The following is a 17,325-nucleotide window of genomic DNA, read 5'->3' on the forward strand; positions in this document are numbered from 1 at the left end:
TACCCCAACGTAATTTATGTAGTAAAACCAAGCATTTTGCCTGTGTGTTATAATTTTTATTTACTTCTATTAAATTCATTACTTTTGTCTTTATTATTAATACTTCACAAGGTACAAAATTCCATTAAAGGGATAAGTGCCATTTATTTTTTTGATTTGCTTTATATTATTGAAAAGGAGGATTTTTATAGTATTCCAATTGATATTTATATTGGAGAGAAATAGTTTTTCTTCTTTGATTCTAACAGAAAGTTTATGGAGTTTGCAAAAGCTCGATAAACTTTTTTCTTTTTAATGTGGGTACTCAATATGGAAAGCCGATGAAGCGGATTTGCTTCCCGAAGTCTCGGGAGCAAAAACACGGATAAACACAGATTTTTTTATTAGATTTACAATTAGTAGCAAATGAAGAATCCGTTTTGATCTGCGACTTCGCGAAAGCGAATCCGATATACCTGCGGCCAAATTTTTTTCAGCAGCATAAACTCATAATCATCAAACGAAAAATGAAATCAATAAACGACAAAATAGTTTGGATTACTGGAGCTTCCAGCGGAATAGGCGAGGCACTGGCTTATGAATTGGCTCGAAAAAATTGCAAATTAATACTTTCTGCACGAAATGTTGAAGCTTTAGAATTAGTAAAATCAAAATGTGTAACTAACGAAGTTGTAGTCTTGCCATTTGATTTAGCTGATTTTGGTAGTGCAAAAAATAATGCAGAAAAAGCTGTTTCTGCCTTTGGTAAGATTGATATTTTAGTCAACAATGGCGGAGTTAGTCAGCGGTCACTCATTGCCGAAACCGATTTTGAAGTGGACAAGAAACTCATTGAAGTTGATTATTTAGGAACGGTGGCTTTGACCAAAGCACTACTGCCACATTTTGTCAAAAATCAAAGTGGACATTTTGTAACTATTACTAGTTTGATGGGAAAATTTGGTTCGCCCTATCGTTCTGGTTATTGTGGAGCAAAACACGCGCTTCACGGTTTTTTTGACGTGTTGCGAATGGAATATTACAAGGATTTTCTGGATGTAACGCTTATTTGTCCGGGATTTATTCAAACTAATGTGGCTAAAAATGCATTAATTGGTAACGGCTCAAGCCAAAATAAAGAAGATGAAGCTACAAAAAACGGAATGCCCGTAGCGATTTTTGCCAAGAAATTTGTAAAAGCGGTTGAGGCTAATAAATTCGAAGCTTACATTGGCGGAAAAGAAGTTTTGGGCGTTTATTTGAAACGATTTTTTCCAAAGTTCTTGCATTATTTTGTATTGAGAAGCAAAGTGAGGTAAGACGATGTAATTATAAATAAAAAAGAGTTTCAATAATTTGAAACTCTTTTCTGCTTTATAAAGGCTATTGAGAAAGATAAATAAATTACCAACCACCACTAGAACCACCACCAGAGAATCCACCACCGCCAAATCCACCGCCGAAACCGCCGCCACCGCCACCAAATCCACCGCCTGATGAACCTCCAAATCCTCCACCGCCACTGTTTCGTCCCAAACTGCTTAGGATTATTACATCAAGTAAGCTTGGTCCACCATCAGAATTACCGGAGTTTCCACCACCGTTGTTTTTGCTTTTAATGATTATAAAAAGGATTATAAATACTATTATAAAAATTAGTTTAATAGGGAATTTTTCTTTTTTACTTTGTTTTCTTTCTCCTTTGTATTTTCCTTTAAAAACATCAAAAACAGCATCAGTACCTTTGTCTAAGCCGTTGTAATAACTTCCAGCTTTAAATTCCGGGATGATAATATTTCTAATTATTTCACCACCAATTCCAGCTGTTAATCTGTCCTCAAGTCCATAGCCAGGATTAATTGCGATTTTTCGTTCCGCTTTAGCAACAAGTATTACAACGCCATTGTCTGTTTTTTCACTACCACCAATTCCCCAAGTTTGTCCCCATTTTGTAGCAAGTTGGCTAATATCTTCACCTTTTAAACTTTCTATAGTGATAACAACAATTTGTGTAGTGGTTGAATCAGAATAACGAATGAGTTTTTCTTCTAATTGCGTTTTTTCATCAGCGCTTAAAACAGTGGCATAATCATAAACCGAAGTTTGGAAACTGGGTTTTTCAGGAATGGTAAATTGGGCAGAAAGTACCCCGCAATGCAAAAAAAGAAGGGTTATTAAATATAAAAATAACTTCATTTTTGGATAGGGTAACTTGTCTTCAGTTGTTTTTTCACTCTTAACTTTCCACTTCTTACTTCTAATTTCTAACTTCTGACTTGTTTTCATTATCCTTTCGATATTTCGTTTGATATTTCATTGGTGTCATCGTCTTCAAAAGGAAAATATTTTTGTAATTGTTCACCAGCATTCAGAATTCCGTTGATGAGACCTTGTTTGTAGTTGCCTAATTTGAATTGTGCTACCATAGCATCGCGTGTGCAATCCCAAAAATCAGCAGGAACAAGTTCGTTAATACCTTTATCGCCACAAATTACAAAGTTTTTATCCTTGACCGCTAAGTAGATTAAAACGCCGTTTTTGAGTTGGGTTTCATCCATTTTTAATTCATGGAAAACTTCCATCGCACGATCATAAGCGTCAATAGAAGTTGTTTTTTCTATGTGAACTCTAATCTCGCCAGAAGTGTTTTTTTCGGCCAGGCGAATCGCTTCAACAACGGCACTTTCTTCTTCTTTGGTTAAAAAATCTTCAACTTTAGACATGGGGATTATTTTTGAATGAAGATTAACGATTTATGATTTTGGAATTATCATTCTGCCATCAAAAATCGTTAATCAAAAATCTGAAATCTTTTTTAGAATTTTACTTCAACCGGTTTTTCAGCACCTTCTACGGCATTGAAATATGCTTTTTCTTTAAAGCCAAACAGTCCAGCAAACAATGTATTCGGGAACGTTTTGATATGACTGTTATACGGTTTTACTGCTTCATTAAAACGGGTTCTTGCCGTTAGAATTTGATTTTCGGTACTTGCTAATTCGTCTTGTAATTTCAAGAAATTCGCATTGGCTTTCAATTCAGGATAAGCTTCAACAGTAACTAATAATCTTGACAATGAACTGCTTACGCCGCTTTGTGCTTTGTTGAATTCAGCTAATTGTTCAGGAGTAATATTTGCCGGGTCAATTTTTACTGATGTTGCTTTAGAACGTGCTTCGATTACAGCGGTAAGGGTTCCTTTTTCGAAATCCGCAGCGCCTTTTACAGTATTTACTAAATTCCCGATAAGGTCATTTCTTCTTTGGTAAGACGTTTGAACATCGCCCCAAGATTGCTCCACAGTTTGACCCAATGTCACTGCATTGTTATTAATTCCTTTTACCCAGCTGTACATCACGAATAATACAACTGCTCCAATAATCCAAGGTAAAAATTTTTTAAAATCCATTTTTGTTTAATTTAAAGTTTAATATTTAGTTTTTGTTTTTAATTGATATTGCCATTTCAAAGTTCATTTTTGATATTTGACAACTGTAATTTTATGCTTTCTAGTTTGCTAATAATTTCATATTTGTCTAATGTTTTCTTTTGCCCTTCTTTCAAATGAGTTCTTGCACCTTCGAGCGTGAAGCCTCTTTCTTTGACTAAATGATAAATCAATTGTAGATTTTTGACATCTTCGGGTGTAAACATTCTATTGCCTTTGGCGTTTTTCTTTGGTTTTAGAATATCAAATTCACTATCCCAAAAACGAATTAGCGAAGCATTCACATCAAAAGCCTTGGCAACTTCGCCAATGCTGTAATATCTTTTATCTGGCGACAATTCTATTTGCATATATATTGTTTTATCCTATTAAAACTGAACACTTTTTTATCTGAACACTGAACACTTTTTTTGTTAGTCAAAAGATTGATTCTCTTGGTTGGCTAACTGTGCAATCGCAATATATTCAACTGCCGAAATATTTCCGTAATAAAAATTTAACGGGTTTACGGGCTTTCCGTTTTTGTGCACTTCATAATGTAAATGTGGACCTTCGGATCTTCCCGTACTTCCTACATATCCTATAACATCACCTCTTTTTATACGTTGACCCGCTTTGCATTTGTATTTGCTTAAATGACCGTACAAGGTTTCGTATCCATATCCATGTCGTATCACAATATGATTTCCATAACCAGAAGCCGAGTTGTCAGCTCGTGCTACAACACCATCGCCAGTTGCATAAATTGGCGTTCCAGTTTTAGAAGTGAAATCCATTCCTTGATGCATTTTTCTAACTTTTGTAAAAGGATCTGTACGATAACCAAAACCAGAAACCATACGTTTTAAATTCTCATTTTTAACAGGTTGAATAGCTGGAATAGCAGCCAACAACTTGTCTTTTTCTTTAGCCAATTTCAGTATTTCATCTAGTGATTTTGATTGAATTGCTAATTCTTTCCTCAAAACATCAACCCGCTTTGTGGTATTAATCACCAGCTGCGAATTGTCATATCCTTCTAATTCAGTATACCTATTTAACCCTTTAAATCCTGATTTTCTTTGCTCTTCAGGAATTGTAGATGTATTAAAATAAACTCTATATATGTTATTATCACGTTCTTCAATGGTTTCAATCACCTCATTAACTTGATCCATTTTTTTATTCAAAACCGCATAACGCAATCTCAAATTTTCAATTTCCCGTGCTTGCAATCTGTTTTTTGGGGTTTCAAAATAAGGGGTGTTCAATAAAACTACAAAACTTAAAAAACCAAACAATCCCGATGCCACTATAAACAACAAAACAACTCCAATTTTTTTTCTCGTTTTTGTTGTTATTTTATGATAGGCTAATTTTTCGGAATCGTAATAATATTTTACTTTCGCCATGTTTTAAAATACCCTATTTTTGCACATTGTGAATTGTTAGTCGAACAAATTTAATAAATGTTTCAGTTGTTCCACACTTTTTTCAATAATATATTAGAGTTGATTTGTCGATTTGGTTATTTGTTTAAACAAAACCGAAAAAACAATTAACCAAATAACCGAATAAACAATAAAAATGACATCACAAGAAGTACGCAAAAAGTTTCTTAATTTTTTCGAAAGCAAAGGACATTTAATTGTACCATCAGCACCAATTGTTTTAAAAGACGATCCAACATTGATGTTCAATAATTCAGGAATGGCACAGTTTAAAGAATATTTTCTTGGAAATGCCACTCCCAAAAGCCCAAGAATTGCCGATACACAAAAGTGTCTTCGTGTGTCTGGAAAACACAATGATTTGGAAGATGTTGGTTTTGACACCTATCATCACACCATGTTTGAAATGTTAGGCAACTGGTCTTTTGGCGATTATTTTAAAACAGATGCTATCAATTGGGCATGGGAATTATTGACCGAAGTTTATAAAATTCCAAAAGAAAATTTATATGTTTCTGTTTTTGAAGGAAGTATCGAAGACAATGTCCCTTTTGACCAAGAAGCTTGGGATATTTGGAAAACATTAATCGAGGAAGACCGAATTATTCTTGGAAATAAAAAAGACAACTTTTGGGAAATGGGCGATCAAGGTCCGTGTGGTCCATGTTCCGAAATTCATGTAGATATCCGTTCAGCAGATGAAAAAGCATTAGTTTCCGGAAAAAGTTTAGTCAATAATGATCATCCTCAAGTGGTTGAGATTTGGAATAATGTATTCATGGAATTCAACCGTAAAGCCGATGGTTCTCTTGAAAAATTACCAGCACAGCACGTTGATACTGGAATGGGATTTGAGCGACTTTGTATGGCATTACAAGGGAAAACATCTAATTATGACACCGATGTTTTTACGCCGCTAATTGCAAAAATTGAAAAAATCACAGGATTTTCATACGTACGGACAGGTCGCGACCTGTCCGTACAAGATGAAAAAATAAATATTGCCATTCGTGTTATTGTAGATCACGTTCGTGCGGTTGCCTTTGCGATTGCCGACGGGCAATTGCCATCCAATACTGGAGCAGGTTATGTTATTCGAAGAATACTGCGACGTGCCATTCGTTACGGATTTACTTTTCTCGACACCAAAGAGCCGTTTATTTATAAATTGGTGGAAGTTTTGGCGAATCAAATGGGAGAATTTTTCCCTGAAATCAAATCCCAGCAACAATTAGTTACCAATGTAATTCGCGAAGAAGAAGCGTCGTTTTTACGAACTTTAGATCAAGGATTACAATTGTTAGATAACGTGATTGCAAAAACAAAAGGGTCGGAAGTTTCTGGTGCAAAAGCATTTGAATTGTATGATACTTTTGGTTTCCCCAAAGATTTAACGGCGTTGATTTTGAAAGAAAAAAATAGGTCTTTCAACGAAAATGAGTTTGAAGTTTCGATGCAAGAGCAAAAATCACGTTCTCGTGCCGCATCAGAAATGTCAACCGATGATTGGACGATTTTAGTTGAAGGAAATACGGAAAGCTTTGTGGGTTATGATCAAACTTCAAACAAAGTTAAAATCACACGTTTTCGTAAAATTGATAGTAAAAAAGATGGGATTTTATACCAAATCGTTTTGGATGCAACACCATTTTATCCAGAAGGTGGAGGACAAGTTGGCGATAAAGGAACATTGGTGTCTGCGAACGAAATTATCGATATCATCGACACCAAAAAAGAAAATAATTTAATTCTGCATTTTGCAAAACAACTTCCCGAAAATGTAAACGCAAGTTTTACAGCCAATGTAAATACCGATTTGCTGCGTTCGACTTCTAAAAATCACTCTGCAACACATTTGATGCATCAGGCTTTGAGAAGTGTTTTAGGAACTCACGTAGAGCAAAAAGGTTCGTTGGTAAATCCAAAACATTTACGTTTCGATTTTTCGCATTTTACTAAAATGACTAATGATGAAATTCAGAAAGTTGAGAACTTTGTGAACGAAAAAATTCAAGAGCAATTGCCTTTGATTGAAAGAAGAAATATTCCGATTCAACAAGCTTTAGACGAAGGCGCAATGGCTTTGTTTGGAGAAAAATATGGAGATAGTGTTCGTGCTATTAAATTTGGAGATAGTATGGAATTGTGTGGTGGAATTCACGTGAAAAATACCGCAGAGATTTGGCATTTCAAAATTGTAAGTGAAGGTGCTGTTGCTGCTGGAATTCGCCGTATTGAAGCCATAACAGGAGAATCTGTTCAGAAATTTTACACAAACCAAGAAAACACTTTAGATGCAATTGCAGCGGCTTTAAAAAACCCACAAGATATTCTAAAAGCAATTGTATCGCTACAAGATGATAATACCAAGTTGAAAAAACAATTGGAGCAATTACTCAAAGAAAAAATTGAAGCATTAAAAAATAATTTACTTTCAGAATTTCATGAAATTAATGGAGTTAATTTTCTGGCAAAACAAGTCGATTTATCAATGAGTGCAACCAAAGATTTAACGCAAGCACTAGGAACTTCAAAACCAAATTCATTTGTATTTTTAGCATCAGTTGAAGATAATACTCCAAATATTCACTGTTATATTTCAAAAGAATTAGTTGTCGAAAAATCTTTAAATGCAGGAAATGTAATCAGAGAATTAGGAAAATATATTGATGGAAATGGTGGTGGACAACCGTTTTTTGCATCAGGAAAAGGAAAAAATGTTAACGGAATTGCAGCTGCTTTGGATAAAGTGGTTGATTTTGTAAAGTAATTTTTGTATCTTTATGACATGACAAGAGAAGAATTCATAGCTAAAAACGCCCATCTTTTTTGGTACATCAAGAAAGAAGCAATCCCAAATATTGGGAATGAAGTTTTGGTTGAATTCATATTCAATTATGGCACTTGGCAAGATGTTAAAGATTTAATTAAAATTATTGGACATCCAGAATTGAAACGTGTTTACGACGAAATAACCGATAGAAAAATTGGGAATTATATGCCTGAAATATATAATTATTTAGGACTAATAACGAAGAAATATGCATCTTGAAATTTTAAGTAAAGAACAAATTGAGCTATTGCCCTTGATTACTCAATTCAAAAGAGAATATTATTTAGTTGGCGGAACTGCTATTGCATTGCATATTGGTCACCGTGAATCGATTGATTTTGATTTGTTCAAATTAGCTGATTTGCGAAAAAATGATATTTATAAAAAAGTCATTGCTTCTAAATTCGGTTACAAATTTGGATACGAGAACTACGAACAATTAAACCTTATTATAAATCAGGTTAAATTTACTTTTTTTTCATTTCCACACAAATTACCATTAAACGCTGAAATAAAAGGAATTATAAAAATGCCAGACTTGTTAACACTGGCAGCAATGAAAGCATTTGCGTTAGGTCGTCGAGCCAAATGGAAAGATTATTTAGATTTATATTTTATTTTGAAAGATTTTTATTCAGTTAATGACATTGCAATTAAGGCAAGTCATCTTTTTGGAGAAATGTTTTCAGTTAAACTGTTCAAAATGCAACTCGGTTATTTCAAGGGTATAAATTACGATGAAGAAGTAACTTTTTTAATACCAAATCCCCCAAGTGAAGATGAGGTTAAAAATTTCCTCACTGAAATAAGTTTATCTGGATTGGATGATTAATTTACTTTCGCTCCCCAATTTGTTGTCTCCACATGGCATAATACAAGCCTTTTTCTACAAGTAAATCATCGTGTTTGCCTTGCTCAATAATTTTTCCTTGCTCTAAAACAAAGATTTTATCAGCATGCATGATGGTAGAAAGTCGGTGCGCAATTAATACTGTAATTCTGTTTGAATCAGAAATAGTTCGGATAGTTGAATTGATTTCTTCTTCGGTAATCGAATCCAATGCTGAGGTTGCTTCGTCAAAAATTAATAAATTTGGGTTTCTCAAAATGGCACGAGCAATGGATAATCGTTGTTTTTCGCCACCCGAAACCTTTATTCCGCCTTCGCCAATAGTAGAATTCAGTCCGTCTTTTGCCCGTTGTAACAAAGTATCGCAACTGGCTCTTTTTAAAACCGCCAATAATTCTTCATCCGAAGCATCGGGTTTTACGAATAGTAAATTTTCTCTAATCGTTCCCGAAAACAGTTGTGCATCTTGAGTAACAAAACCCAATTGCTGCCGCAGTTCTAATAAATCAACAGCTTTTGAATTTATCGAATTATACAACACTTCGCCTTGCGCTGGCGGATACAATCCTACTAATAATTTCACCAAAGTTGTTTTTCCTGCTCCCGAAGGACCAACAAAAGCTACAGTTTCCCCTTTTTTAATCGTAAAATTAATATTTTCTACAGCAGGAAAATGAGCCGTTTTGTGTTTAAAACTCACATCCGAAAACTGCAAGGATTCTATTTTCGCAATTGATTTTGGATGTTCTGGTCGGAATTCTGACTTTGCATCGAGTAAATTCTGAAAATTTTCTAGTGATACTTTAGTTTCGTTTCTTACGATGATAAACGAACTTAATTCTTGTAATGGTCCAAAAATAAAGAAGGTAAAAAACACCATGGTCAATAAATCACCTACTAAAATCTTATCACCAAACAAAAAATAATACAAGGCAAAAACCACACAAGTTCGCAACAAATGAACGGTTGTTCCCTGAATAAAACTCAAACTCCGGATGAATCTAATTTTTTGCAATTCGAGACCTAATATTTTTTGGGTATTCGAGTTCAATCTTTGCTCTTCTTGTTGGGTTAATCCCAAACTTTTTACGAGTTCAATGTTGCGCAAACTCTCGGTGGTAGAACCCGCAAGTGAATTGGTTTGAGTTACAATTCTACGTGAAATCACTTTTATTTTTTTGCCCAAAAACGAACTCAAAATCGCAATGATGGGTGCTGAAATCAAAAAGATAAATGAAATGCGATAATCAATTCTGGAGATATAAATAATGACAAAAATGAATCCTACAATAGTTTGGAAAATCAAAGAAATTGATAAGGTGATCAACTTTTCGGAATCGGTTCTTACTTTTTGCAAACGGCTCAGGGTTTCGCCACTGCGCTGATCTTCAAAATCTTCGTAAGGCAAATCCAGTGATTTTTTGATGCCGTCAGTATACATTTCTGCACCAGTTCGTTGAATAACGATATTGGTAAAATAATCCTGAAAGTTTTTTGTCAATCTTGAAATCATAGCTGCGCCAAGAGAAAGCATCAACCAAAAACCAACGGCTTTTAAAAACCCGAGTTCGTTTCCTTTGTATTTGGCAATTCCTACACCGCAATCTTGCATCAATTTACCCGTGATAATCGAATCGCTTAAACTAAAACAAATGTTGATAGCTGCCATTATCAAAGCGAAGAATAATAAGGCTTTGTGTCTTTTTAGATAGGAATAGAGTAGGTTCATTTGTTTGATTTTAAGAATGGCAAAAATACTAAATTTAATAGTGCGATTAAATTACAGCTGTTAATTGATTGCTAATTTTGTATTTTTGGATTATATATAATTGCACCGATGAACTTCACTACCCAAATTTCAATTCCAAAAGCTAATAATCCTTTAGATTACAGTTCTAAAATAGTTTTGTTGGGGTCGTGTTTTTCTGAAAATATTGGAGCTAAATTCGAGTATTTTAAATTTCAAAATACAGTGAATCCTTTCGGGATTATTTTTAATCCTGTTTCAATTGAAAAATTGATTGAAAGAGTTGTCAACCAAATAGAGTATACTGAAAAAGACATTTTTTTTCACAACGAGCGTTGGCATTGTTATGAGGTGCATTCCGATTTGAGTCATGAAAACAAAAACGAATTTCTAGAAAATTTAAATGCAATTATAAAATTTACACATCAACAAATTCTCCAATCCACACATTTAATTGTTACTTACGGAACATCATGGATTTACAAGTTAAAATCAACCAACGAAGTTGTAGCGAATTGTCATAAAATGCCACAAAAAGAATTTTCAAAGGAAATTTTATCCGTTGAAATTATCGAAAAATCGATTCAAAACACGATTGATTTAATTCATAAAATCAACCCAAATTGCAATTTTATTTTTACCATTTCGCCAGTACGACATATCAAAGACGGTTTTATAGAAAATCAACGAAGTAAGGCACATTTGATTTCAGCTTTGCATTCTTCCTGCTTCCAACTTCCCACTTCAAGCTATTTCCCTTCCTATGAAATCATGATGGACGAATTGCGCGATTATCGGTTTTATGCAGAAGACCTGTTGCATCCCAATCAAATAGCTATCGATTATATTTGGGAACGATTTTCAGCAACCTCAATTTCAGAACAAAGTCTTCTGATTATGCACGAAGTAGAAACCATTCGAAAAGGCATGGCTCACCGACCTTTTAATCCAAATTCCCAAAGTCACCAACAATTTTTATCAAAACTTCAGGATAAAATAGTTGTCATTCAAAATCAATTTCCTCAAATTTATTTTTAGAAAAATACGTATTTCTTCGTATTGATTTCATTTCATATTTAACGCAGATTTGTAAACTAATAACTAACAAATCAATTTTAGTATGAAAAAACTTTCTCTCATTTTATTTCTAGGAACTTTCCTTTTACTGTATTCAACCCCTGCTTTATCGCAAAAAAAAGTACTTACGGATGAGGAAGAAGTAGCCGAAATGGTAACTAAGGAAATCGATGCTGAATTCCATTCAGAAGGCTTTCTAAAAAAGAAAAGTAAAAAATTCGCAGCCGTTTCAGGTAGCGTAACTATTGATGTTGGTGTGGTTCAAAACGGCAAAGTTTCGACCTTCTTCAAAGTCGACAGTGATATTAAAAATCCTGAGTTTATCAATTTTATGTCAGAATATATTTTAGACCATAAATTTTATTTCAAACTTCAAAAACAACAGCGTTATAAAGTACGCTACACCATTACATTTTAAATTAACAATAACTAAAAACGCAAGATTATGAAAAAATTAGGAACATTAATGTTGGTCATTTGTTTGATGGCTGCATTGCCATCATCGGCCCAATTTGGAAAACTTTTAGATAAAGCAAAAGCAAAAATAGGAGGAGGTAAATCTGCCGGGAAAAAAACAGGAGATTTTACCACCGTTTGGGAATCCGAGTTTGGTAACAAAGCTACAAGGCTAGCCGTAGTAAATGACAACGGTGAAATTATTGTGGGAACAGATGAAAATTCAGCATCGGTAATAGACAAAGACGGAAAACCAGTTTGGAACGGGGATTATAAAAAAATCACGACAAACAGCACCAATAAATCGGAGTATCAAAGTATGGTGTTTAAGACAAATGGTGGTGGGTATTTGTTTCTTTTTGACGAAAGAAAATTAGGCACCGATAGAGTGGCTTGTTTGAATATTGAAACAGGAAAAGAATTATGGAGTTCAGAAGCGTATCAAAATTTGATTCCAAAAGGAACAAAAGCCGAAGAAGGTTCGGATCAAGCCGAATTAGAGACCGTGAAATACATAGAAGAATTAGACGCTTTTTTGATTTCACAAAAAGGCTCGGTTATTATGGTAAAAGCAAATACGGGTGAGAAAATTTGGGAAACCAATCGTTTCAAAGGCGGTGTTGGAAAATATATTTATGATGCCAAGAGAAACGAGATTATAATAGTCAATTTTAAACCAACCGCTTTGGGAGCATTGTTTGCGGGTTTCAAAAATCAATTGGTAAAAATGAATGCTTCGAATGGAGATATTTTATGGGATGCAACTTTTACAGGAACCATCGAAAAAGAATTAGTAACCCGCAGAGCCATTATTGATATGTGGATAAAAGGAGATAAATTGTTTATGTACCTTGATGGTTTACAAGTTTATAATATTGATAACGGTCAAAAATTATGGTCAGCAACTTATGAAAATGATATGGAAGGTGGAAACGGAGGTATTGGCACTGGTTTATTGAAAGGAAATAAAAGATCGAAAATATACAAAACACTTGCCGAACCATTGTTTACAGAAACCGCAGTTTATCTAGTGATGTTAGGGACAAGAGATAGAACAAAATATGTAGAAAAACACGATTTAGAGTCTGGCAAATTACTTTGGGCTTCTGAGAAAATAACAGGAGCATTATGTATGCCACATATTTACAAAATAGGAAATAGAGTTTTAGTTCAAGTTGGAGGAAAAGTTCAAGTTCAAGAATTGCGATATGAGGAAGTTGCAACAGGATTGTCGGCAGGAATGGCACTTGCTGGATATGGTGGTGGTTCTGCAAAACAGTGGGTTCCTTATATTTACTGGGATTACAAAGCACAAAAAAGTAGTGTATTGTCACTAGATGATGCCACAGGACAAACTACATGGCGTTCTGAGAAATTTGATAAGCGAATTACAGACTTTGTTATACATGATGATAAAACGCTGTTTGTAGGTGATGGCGATCAATTTTACGGCTATGATATTGCAGCAGGAACACAGTTATTTGATGTAAAGCATAGTGATGCCAATGTAGGAAAGGCAACAGATGTTATTGATTTTGGAGATAAAGTAGTTGTACTGTCAGAAAAAGGGTTGGCTGCTTATAACAAGAAAGACGGTTCGCGAGTTTATGCCACCGAAAAAATAAAAGGAGTAGATTATTTTTATCACATAGGTGAGAATTATTTCCTTAGAGACCAGCGCAACAGCAAAAACATTATTTATGGTATTGATATGACTAATGGAGAAACCAAAGGTTCTGTACAATCCAAAGGCAAAGGAGGAAGTCCAGAATATGGTGATGGAATCGACATTACAACCGATGGAGAATATATATTTGCCTTTAAAGGAAGAAAAGTAGAGAAAATTAAGGTAAACAATTAAGCGTTTTTAGTTGTGAACGAAAAGGGTTATGGATTTTTTTTCATAGCCCTTTTCTAAATAAAATCAATATGAAATCGCCACTAATAAAGAGTTTGTTGCAAACAAACACCAAAAGATAAAGGCGATACCATATATGACCGCTGAAAAATAAAAATCCACATATATGAAAAAATCAATTCTACTTTTCGCTATATTTTTTGTTCTTTCTTCTTCTCAAGCGCAGCAAATTCAGTGGGCAAGTAAAGTCATCAAGTTTTCGTCTGACCTTGGCGGAAAACAAAACGGGATCAAACGAATTCTGGGCAAACCGGATGCTTTTCCTCAAGGCGGAAGTTCTGCCAATGCTTGGACACCAAAAAAAGCACTTGATGGGAAAGAAGTTATAGAAGTTGGATTCGAAAAACCACAAACCGTAAAACAAATCGCCGTTTTCGAAAATCTAAATGCAGGTTGTGTCTATAAAATTGAAGTCGATAATGGTTCTGGGAACTATGAAACCGTTTGGACTCGAACCAGAGATTGGAAAACACCAATTTATAAATCGACGTTAACTACAGATAGGAGTTATTATTTCAAGAAAAAAAGAAGAAAAGTTCACGAAGTGCCAGATGTGATTAATCCCGGAATCGAGTATGCTATTCTGGACAATGCGGTAAGTGGCGTCGTTGCTGTAAAAGTATTCTTTAGCTTTGCCCTAATTCCAGGACAAAAACAAATTGATGCCATTGGGATTTCGGACTCAGAAGTGCCCATTGAAGCAAAAATAAATACAAATTCAATTTTTGAAAGATTAGCAAACCCAGAAATAATTGTTCTAGGAGATTTAATTCCTTCGAATCCTGTAGTTTCATTTGATGGTCAAAAATTGTTTTTTAGCGAAAGGACAAACGACAAAGAGCGCATGTTTTCTTGCTCTAAAGAAACGAATGATAAATGGTCAAACCCTGTTGAAGAAGACCAAGCATTAAACCAAAACGCAACTTATAATTATATTTTAGCGCATCAGCCGAGTTTTATTCTAAAAGGCGGTTTGGGTTATAATCGTGGTACTACGGACTGTGGATATGAATTTTTAGACGCTAATTATCAATCTACAGGATTGCTAAAAATTACCGCTTTTAATAATTATGATGAAACTACTTCGGCATCCATTACAAACGACCAAAAAATCTTGGTTATGGGAATTGAAACCGATATGACTCAGGGCGGAATGGATTTATATTTTACCAATAGAAAGGAAGATGGAACGTTTGGTTTTCTGCAAAATATGGGCAAAATCATTAATTCAGCCGCTGATGAAGGAATGGTTTATTTGCTGTCTGACCAAAAGACACTGCTTTTTAGTAGCAACGGATTTAGTAGTTTTGGGGATTACGATATTTATGTAACCCATAGATTAGATGACACTTGGAAAAAATGGTCAGAACCCGTAAATCTTGGTGGTAAAATTAACAGTTCGGATTATGAAGGTTCTTGTTTTTATGATGAAAAAAGCGAAACTTTGTATTACACAAAATGGGTAAATGATAAGCCAACGTTAAGTTTTGTAAAAATCCCTCTCACTGATTTGACCCAATTATAAAAGTAAAAAAATACGTATAAAAGCGTATTTTTTTGTGTTTATAAAACCCATTTCTTTGACCTTATGACATTCTTATTATCTGACACTATGATAGCTATTCTACTCGTAATTATTTTGTTGCTAATTATAGCAATAATCTATTTGAACATTCAGTTTTATACCGAAAAAAAAAGCTCCAAAATTAAACTCTTTGCCTTGCAAGATATTATTGTAGAAATTAGCAAAAAACAATTAGGACAAGTGGAGCAACTAAAACTTTCGCAAGAGTTAGAAGCAACTTTAAAATCAAGTAAAGCAAAACTAAACGCAGATATTTTTGGACTCAATTATGATCTGTTTGAGATTGCCACAAAAAACAATTTGATATAAATGATTCATTTGTAGTATGTTTTTAGTTTTTTTGTTTCTTGTAACCGTTTTTTTAATAAATTTATTCATTCAATATTATTTATGAAAAAAACTATTTTTTTAGCGTTACTTTTTACTCCACTTTTAATCATGGCTCAAGATGCAAATGTGATTATTGCCAACTTGAAAACCGAATTAAAGTCTAATCCTAGCGACAAAAAAAGAGCTGTTATTTATTCTGATTTGACTTGGTATTATTCTAATGTTTCTATAGATTCGGCGTTGAATTACGGAAAAAAAGCGATAGTTGAATCTGCAAAATTAGGTGATTCTACCTTAATTGCTCAAGTCTACAGTGATGTGGGTGCAGTGTATTTTAGAAAAGGTGATTTTCAAAATTCCAAGAAAAATTACCTCACAGCTTATAAAATCAGAAAAGCTAGAAATGATTATAAAGGTTTGGCTAAAATCAATAATAATCTGGCGAATATCTACGAAAAAAACCAGCAGTACAAAGAAGCAATGACCTCTTTTTTAGATGCTTTAAAGTATTTTGAAAGTGTAAATGACGAAAAAAACAGCCACGTCACCAAAGGAAATATTGGGCTGTTACTTTTGAAACTAAAAAATTATCCCAAAGCTTTAAATTATATAAGTGACGTCGTTCAGTACCAAGAAGGGAATAAAGCTTCGACAGAATTGTGCGTTTCCTGTTTGAATTTAGGGAATGTTTATCTTCAAATGAATGATACCGTCAATGCATTAAGACAGTATAATAAAAGTTTAAAATACTGTTCTACGGTTGGTGATAAAAAAGGAGTTTCCAGTGCCTATAATAACATTGCATCCATAAAAACGGAACAAAAAAAATCCAAAGAAGCCATTGCGCTTTATGTAAAATCCCAGAAAATCAGGGAAGAACTAAATTCGGATATCGACAAGGCAAATTTTGATTTAAATGTCGCCGAACAATATGTGCTTGCAAGCCGTTACAATGAGGCAAAACAATTGTTGTTGAGTACTAAAACCGTATTCGAAAAGAAAAAATTATATGATAAACTTCAAATAAATTACAAAGCATTGATTAATGTTTATGCTAAATTGAAGCAGCTGGACAGTCTAAGTTTTTATATCGATAAATTGGTGATTACAAACAATCAATTACTCGAAGATTCCGTTTTGAAGCACACAGCTGAACTCGAAACAAAATACCAAACCGAGAAGAAAGAAAAGCTTTTAATCCAAAAAGAAGCAGAATCAACACAGAAAAACACCTATTTAACAGGACTAGTAATTTTGACATTTTTAATAGCGCTATTAGGGTTTTTAATCTACCGTCAACAGAAACTAAAAAACACACAACAAGAACAGGAATTTGAACTAAAATCAGCTATTTCGCTCATAGAAAAACAGAACGAACTGCAAGAGCAACGCTTGAATATTTCACGAGATTTGCATGATAATATTGGTGCACAGCTTACTTTTATAATCTCTTCGGTTGACAATATAAAATACGCATTCGATATCACAAACAAAAAACTAGACCATAAATTGAGCACTATTTCTAGCTTTGCCCGAGAAACTATTGTAGAGCTTCGAGATACGATATGGGCAATGAATTCCACCGAAATCACTTACGAAGATTTAGAAACAAGAATCAATAATTATATCGAAAAGGCTAGAGAAGCAAGAGACGAAATAAGTTTTTCTTTTG

The 17,325-nt window shown here is 34.0% G+C and carries 17 protein-coding genes; 11 read left to right on the forward strand and 6 right to left on the reverse strand.

Going from position 1 to position 17,325, the window contains the following annotated elements; all coding sequences use genetic code 11:
* On the forward strand, positions 1–225 hold a 225-nt coding region (locus RMO53_RS09710; RefSeq protein ID WP_310380075.1), incomplete at its 5' end, for a hypothetical protein.
* Positions 226–506: 281 nt separating this feature from the next.
* A complete protein-coding gene (locus tag RMO53_RS09715; protein ID WP_310380078.1) occupies positions 507–1,298 on the forward strand; it encodes an SDR family oxidoreductase in 792 nt (263 codons plus the stop codon).
* A gap of 85 nt (positions 1,299–1,383) precedes the next feature.
* Here the strand turns inward: RMO53_RS09715 and RMO53_RS09720 are convergent, their stop codons facing one another.
* From RMO53_RS09720 to RMO53_RS09740, 5 genes are all read right to left on the reverse strand, one after another.
* Positions 1,384–2,175 carry a TPM domain-containing protein gene (locus RMO53_RS09720; RefSeq protein WP_310380100.1) on the reverse strand — a complete coding sequence of 264 codons (792 nt, stop codon included), beginning with the start codon at positions 2,173–2,175 and terminating at the stop codon, positions 1,384–1,386.
* Between the two features lie 89 nt (positions 2,176–2,264).
* A complete protein-coding gene (locus RMO53_RS09725; RefSeq protein WP_310380080.1) occupies positions 2,265–2,702 on the reverse strand; it encodes a TPM domain-containing protein in 438 nt (145 codons plus the stop codon).
* A 92-nt stretch (positions 2,703–2,794) separates the two neighbouring features.
* Positions 2,795–3,388: a LemA family protein gene (locus RMO53_RS09730; protein WP_310380082.1), complete on the reverse strand. Its 594-nt coding sequence runs from the start codon at positions 3,386–3,388 to the stop codon at positions 2,795–2,797.
* Between the two features lie 56 nt (positions 3,389–3,444).
* Positions 3,445–3,777, reverse strand: coding sequence for a MerR family transcriptional regulator (locus RMO53_RS09735; protein WP_310380084.1), 333 nt, complete (start codon positions 3,775–3,777; stop codon positions 3,445–3,447).
* Positions 3,778–3,840: 63 nt separating this feature from the next.
* Entirely contained in the window at positions 3,841–4,818 is a 978-nt protein-coding gene (locus RMO53_RS09740; protein WP_310380086.1) for a M23 family metallopeptidase, read from the reverse strand.
* Positions 4,819–4,993: 175 nt separating this feature from the next.
* Between RMO53_RS09740 and alaS the strand changes: the two genes are divergently transcribed.
* The 3 genes from alaS to RMO53_RS09755 are packed head-to-tail and all read left to right on the forward strand — an operon-like array spanning position 4,994 to position 8,522.
* Positions 4,994–7,627 carry an alanine--tRNA ligase gene (gene alaS / locus RMO53_RS09745; RefSeq protein WP_310380087.1) on the forward strand — a complete coding sequence of 878 codons (2,634 nt, stop codon included), beginning with the start codon at positions 4,994–4,996 and terminating at the stop codon, positions 7,625–7,627.
* An 18-nt stretch (positions 7,628–7,645) separates the two neighbouring features.
* A complete protein-coding gene (locus RMO53_RS09750; RefSeq protein WP_310380088.1) occupies positions 7,646–7,909 on the forward strand; it encodes a hypothetical protein in 264 nt (87 codons plus the stop codon).
* Positions 7,899–8,522 (forward strand): nucleotidyl transferase AbiEii/AbiGii toxin family protein, encoded by a 624-nt coding sequence (locus tag RMO53_RS09755; RefSeq protein WP_310380090.1) that lies wholly within the window; start codon positions 7,899–7,901, stop codon positions 8,520–8,522. Before RMO53_RS09750 ends, RMO53_RS09755 begins: the two co-directional genes overlap by 11 nt.
* 1 nt (position 8,523) lies before the next feature.
* Here RMO53_RS09755 and RMO53_RS09760 read toward each other — a convergent pair whose 3' ends face one another.
* On the reverse strand, positions 8,524–10,269 hold the full coding sequence (locus tag RMO53_RS09760) for an ABC transporter ATP-binding protein (protein WP_310380093.1): 1,746 nt from the start codon (positions 10,267–10,269) through the stop codon (positions 8,524–8,526).
* Between the two features lie 108 nt (positions 10,270–10,377).
* On the opposite strand from RMO53_RS09760, the gene RMO53_RS09765 reads away from it, so the two are divergent.
* The 6 genes from RMO53_RS09765 to RMO53_RS09790 form a co-directional block, all read left to right on the forward strand.
* Entirely contained in the window at positions 10,378–11,325 is a 948-nt protein-coding gene (locus tag RMO53_RS09765) for a GSCFA domain-containing protein (protein ID WP_310380094.1), read from the forward strand.
* Between the two features lie 82 nt (positions 11,326–11,407).
* Positions 11,408–11,782, forward strand: coding sequence for a hypothetical protein (locus RMO53_RS09770; protein WP_310380095.1), 375 nt, complete (start codon positions 11,408–11,410; stop codon positions 11,780–11,782).
* Positions 11,783–11,809: 27 nt separating this feature from the next.
* Positions 11,810–13,681, forward strand: a complete 1,872-nt coding sequence (locus tag RMO53_RS09775; RefSeq protein ID WP_310380096.1) for a PQQ-binding-like beta-propeller repeat protein — start codon at positions 11,810–11,812, stop codon at positions 13,679–13,681.
* A gap of 163 nt (positions 13,682–13,844) precedes the next feature.
* Positions 13,845–15,263: a hypothetical protein gene (locus RMO53_RS09780; protein ID WP_310380097.1), complete on the forward strand. Its 1,419-nt coding sequence runs from the start codon at positions 13,845–13,847 to the stop codon at positions 15,261–15,263.
* A gap of 63 nt (positions 15,264–15,326) precedes the next feature.
* A complete protein-coding gene (locus RMO53_RS09785; RefSeq protein ID WP_310380098.1) occupies positions 15,327–15,632 on the forward strand; it encodes a hypothetical protein in 306 nt (101 codons plus the stop codon).
* Positions 15,633–15,713: 81 nt separating this feature from the next.
* Positions 15,714–17,325, forward strand: a 1,612-nt coding sequence (locus tag RMO53_RS09790) for a tetratricopeptide repeat protein (RefSeq protein WP_310380099.1), incomplete at its 3' end; no start/stop codon positions are given.

The organism is Flavobacterium sp. (assembly GCF_031409475.1).
In the GTDB taxonomy this organism is placed as follows: Bacteria; Bacteroidota; Bacteroidia; order Flavobacteriales; family Flavobacteriaceae; genus Flavobacterium.

Excerpts from the sequence above, each read along its gene's own strand:
- RMO53_RS09715 (WP_310380078.1), top strand. The coding sequence starts at position 507 with ATGAAATCAATAAACGACAAAATAGTTTGGATTACTGGAGCTTCCAGC.
- RMO53_RS09720 (WP_310380100.1), bottom strand. The coding sequence starts at position 2,175 with ATGAAGTTATTTTTATATTTAATAACCCTTCTTTTTTTGCATTGCGGG.
- RMO53_RS09725 (WP_310380080.1), bottom strand. The coding sequence starts at position 2,702 with ATGTCTAAAGTTGAAGATTTTTTAACCAAAGAAGAAGAAAGTGCCGTT.
- RMO53_RS09730 (WP_310380082.1), bottom strand. The coding sequence starts at position 3,388 with ATGGATTTTAAAAAATTTTTACCTTGGATTATTGGAGCAGTTGTATTA.
- RMO53_RS09735 (WP_310380084.1), bottom strand. The coding sequence starts at position 3,777 with ATGCAAATAGAATTGTCGCCAGATAAAAGATATTACAGCATTGGCGAA.
- RMO53_RS09740 (WP_310380086.1), bottom strand. The coding sequence starts at position 4,818 with ATGGCGAAAGTAAAATATTATTACGATTCCGAAAAATTAGCCTATCAT.
- alaS (WP_310380087.1), top strand. The coding sequence starts at position 4,994 with ATGACATCACAAGAAGTACGCAAAAAGTTTCTTAATTTTTTCGAAAGC.
- RMO53_RS09750 (WP_310380088.1), top strand. The coding sequence starts at position 7,646 with ATGACAAGAGAAGAATTCATAGCTAAAAACGCCCATCTTTTTTGGTAC.
- RMO53_RS09755 (WP_310380090.1), top strand. The coding sequence starts at position 7,899 with ATGCATCTTGAAATTTTAAGTAAAGAACAAATTGAGCTATTGCCCTTG.
- RMO53_RS09760 (WP_310380093.1), bottom strand. The coding sequence starts at position 10,269 with ATGAACCTACTCTATTCCTATCTAAAAAGACACAAAGCCTTATTATTC.
- RMO53_RS09765 (WP_310380094.1), top strand. The coding sequence starts at position 10,378 with ATGAACTTCACTACCCAAATTTCAATTCCAAAAGCTAATAATCCTTTA.
- RMO53_RS09770 (WP_310380095.1), top strand. The coding sequence starts at position 11,408 with ATGAAAAAACTTTCTCTCATTTTATTTCTAGGAACTTTCCTTTTACTG.
- RMO53_RS09775 (WP_310380096.1), top strand. The coding sequence starts at position 11,810 with ATGAAAAAATTAGGAACATTAATGTTGGTCATTTGTTTGATGGCTGCA.
- RMO53_RS09780 (WP_310380097.1), top strand. The coding sequence starts at position 13,845 with ATGAAAAAATCAATTCTACTTTTCGCTATATTTTTTGTTCTTTCTTCT.
- RMO53_RS09785 (WP_310380098.1), top strand. The coding sequence starts at position 15,327 with ATGACATTCTTATTATCTGACACTATGATAGCTATTCTACTCGTAATT.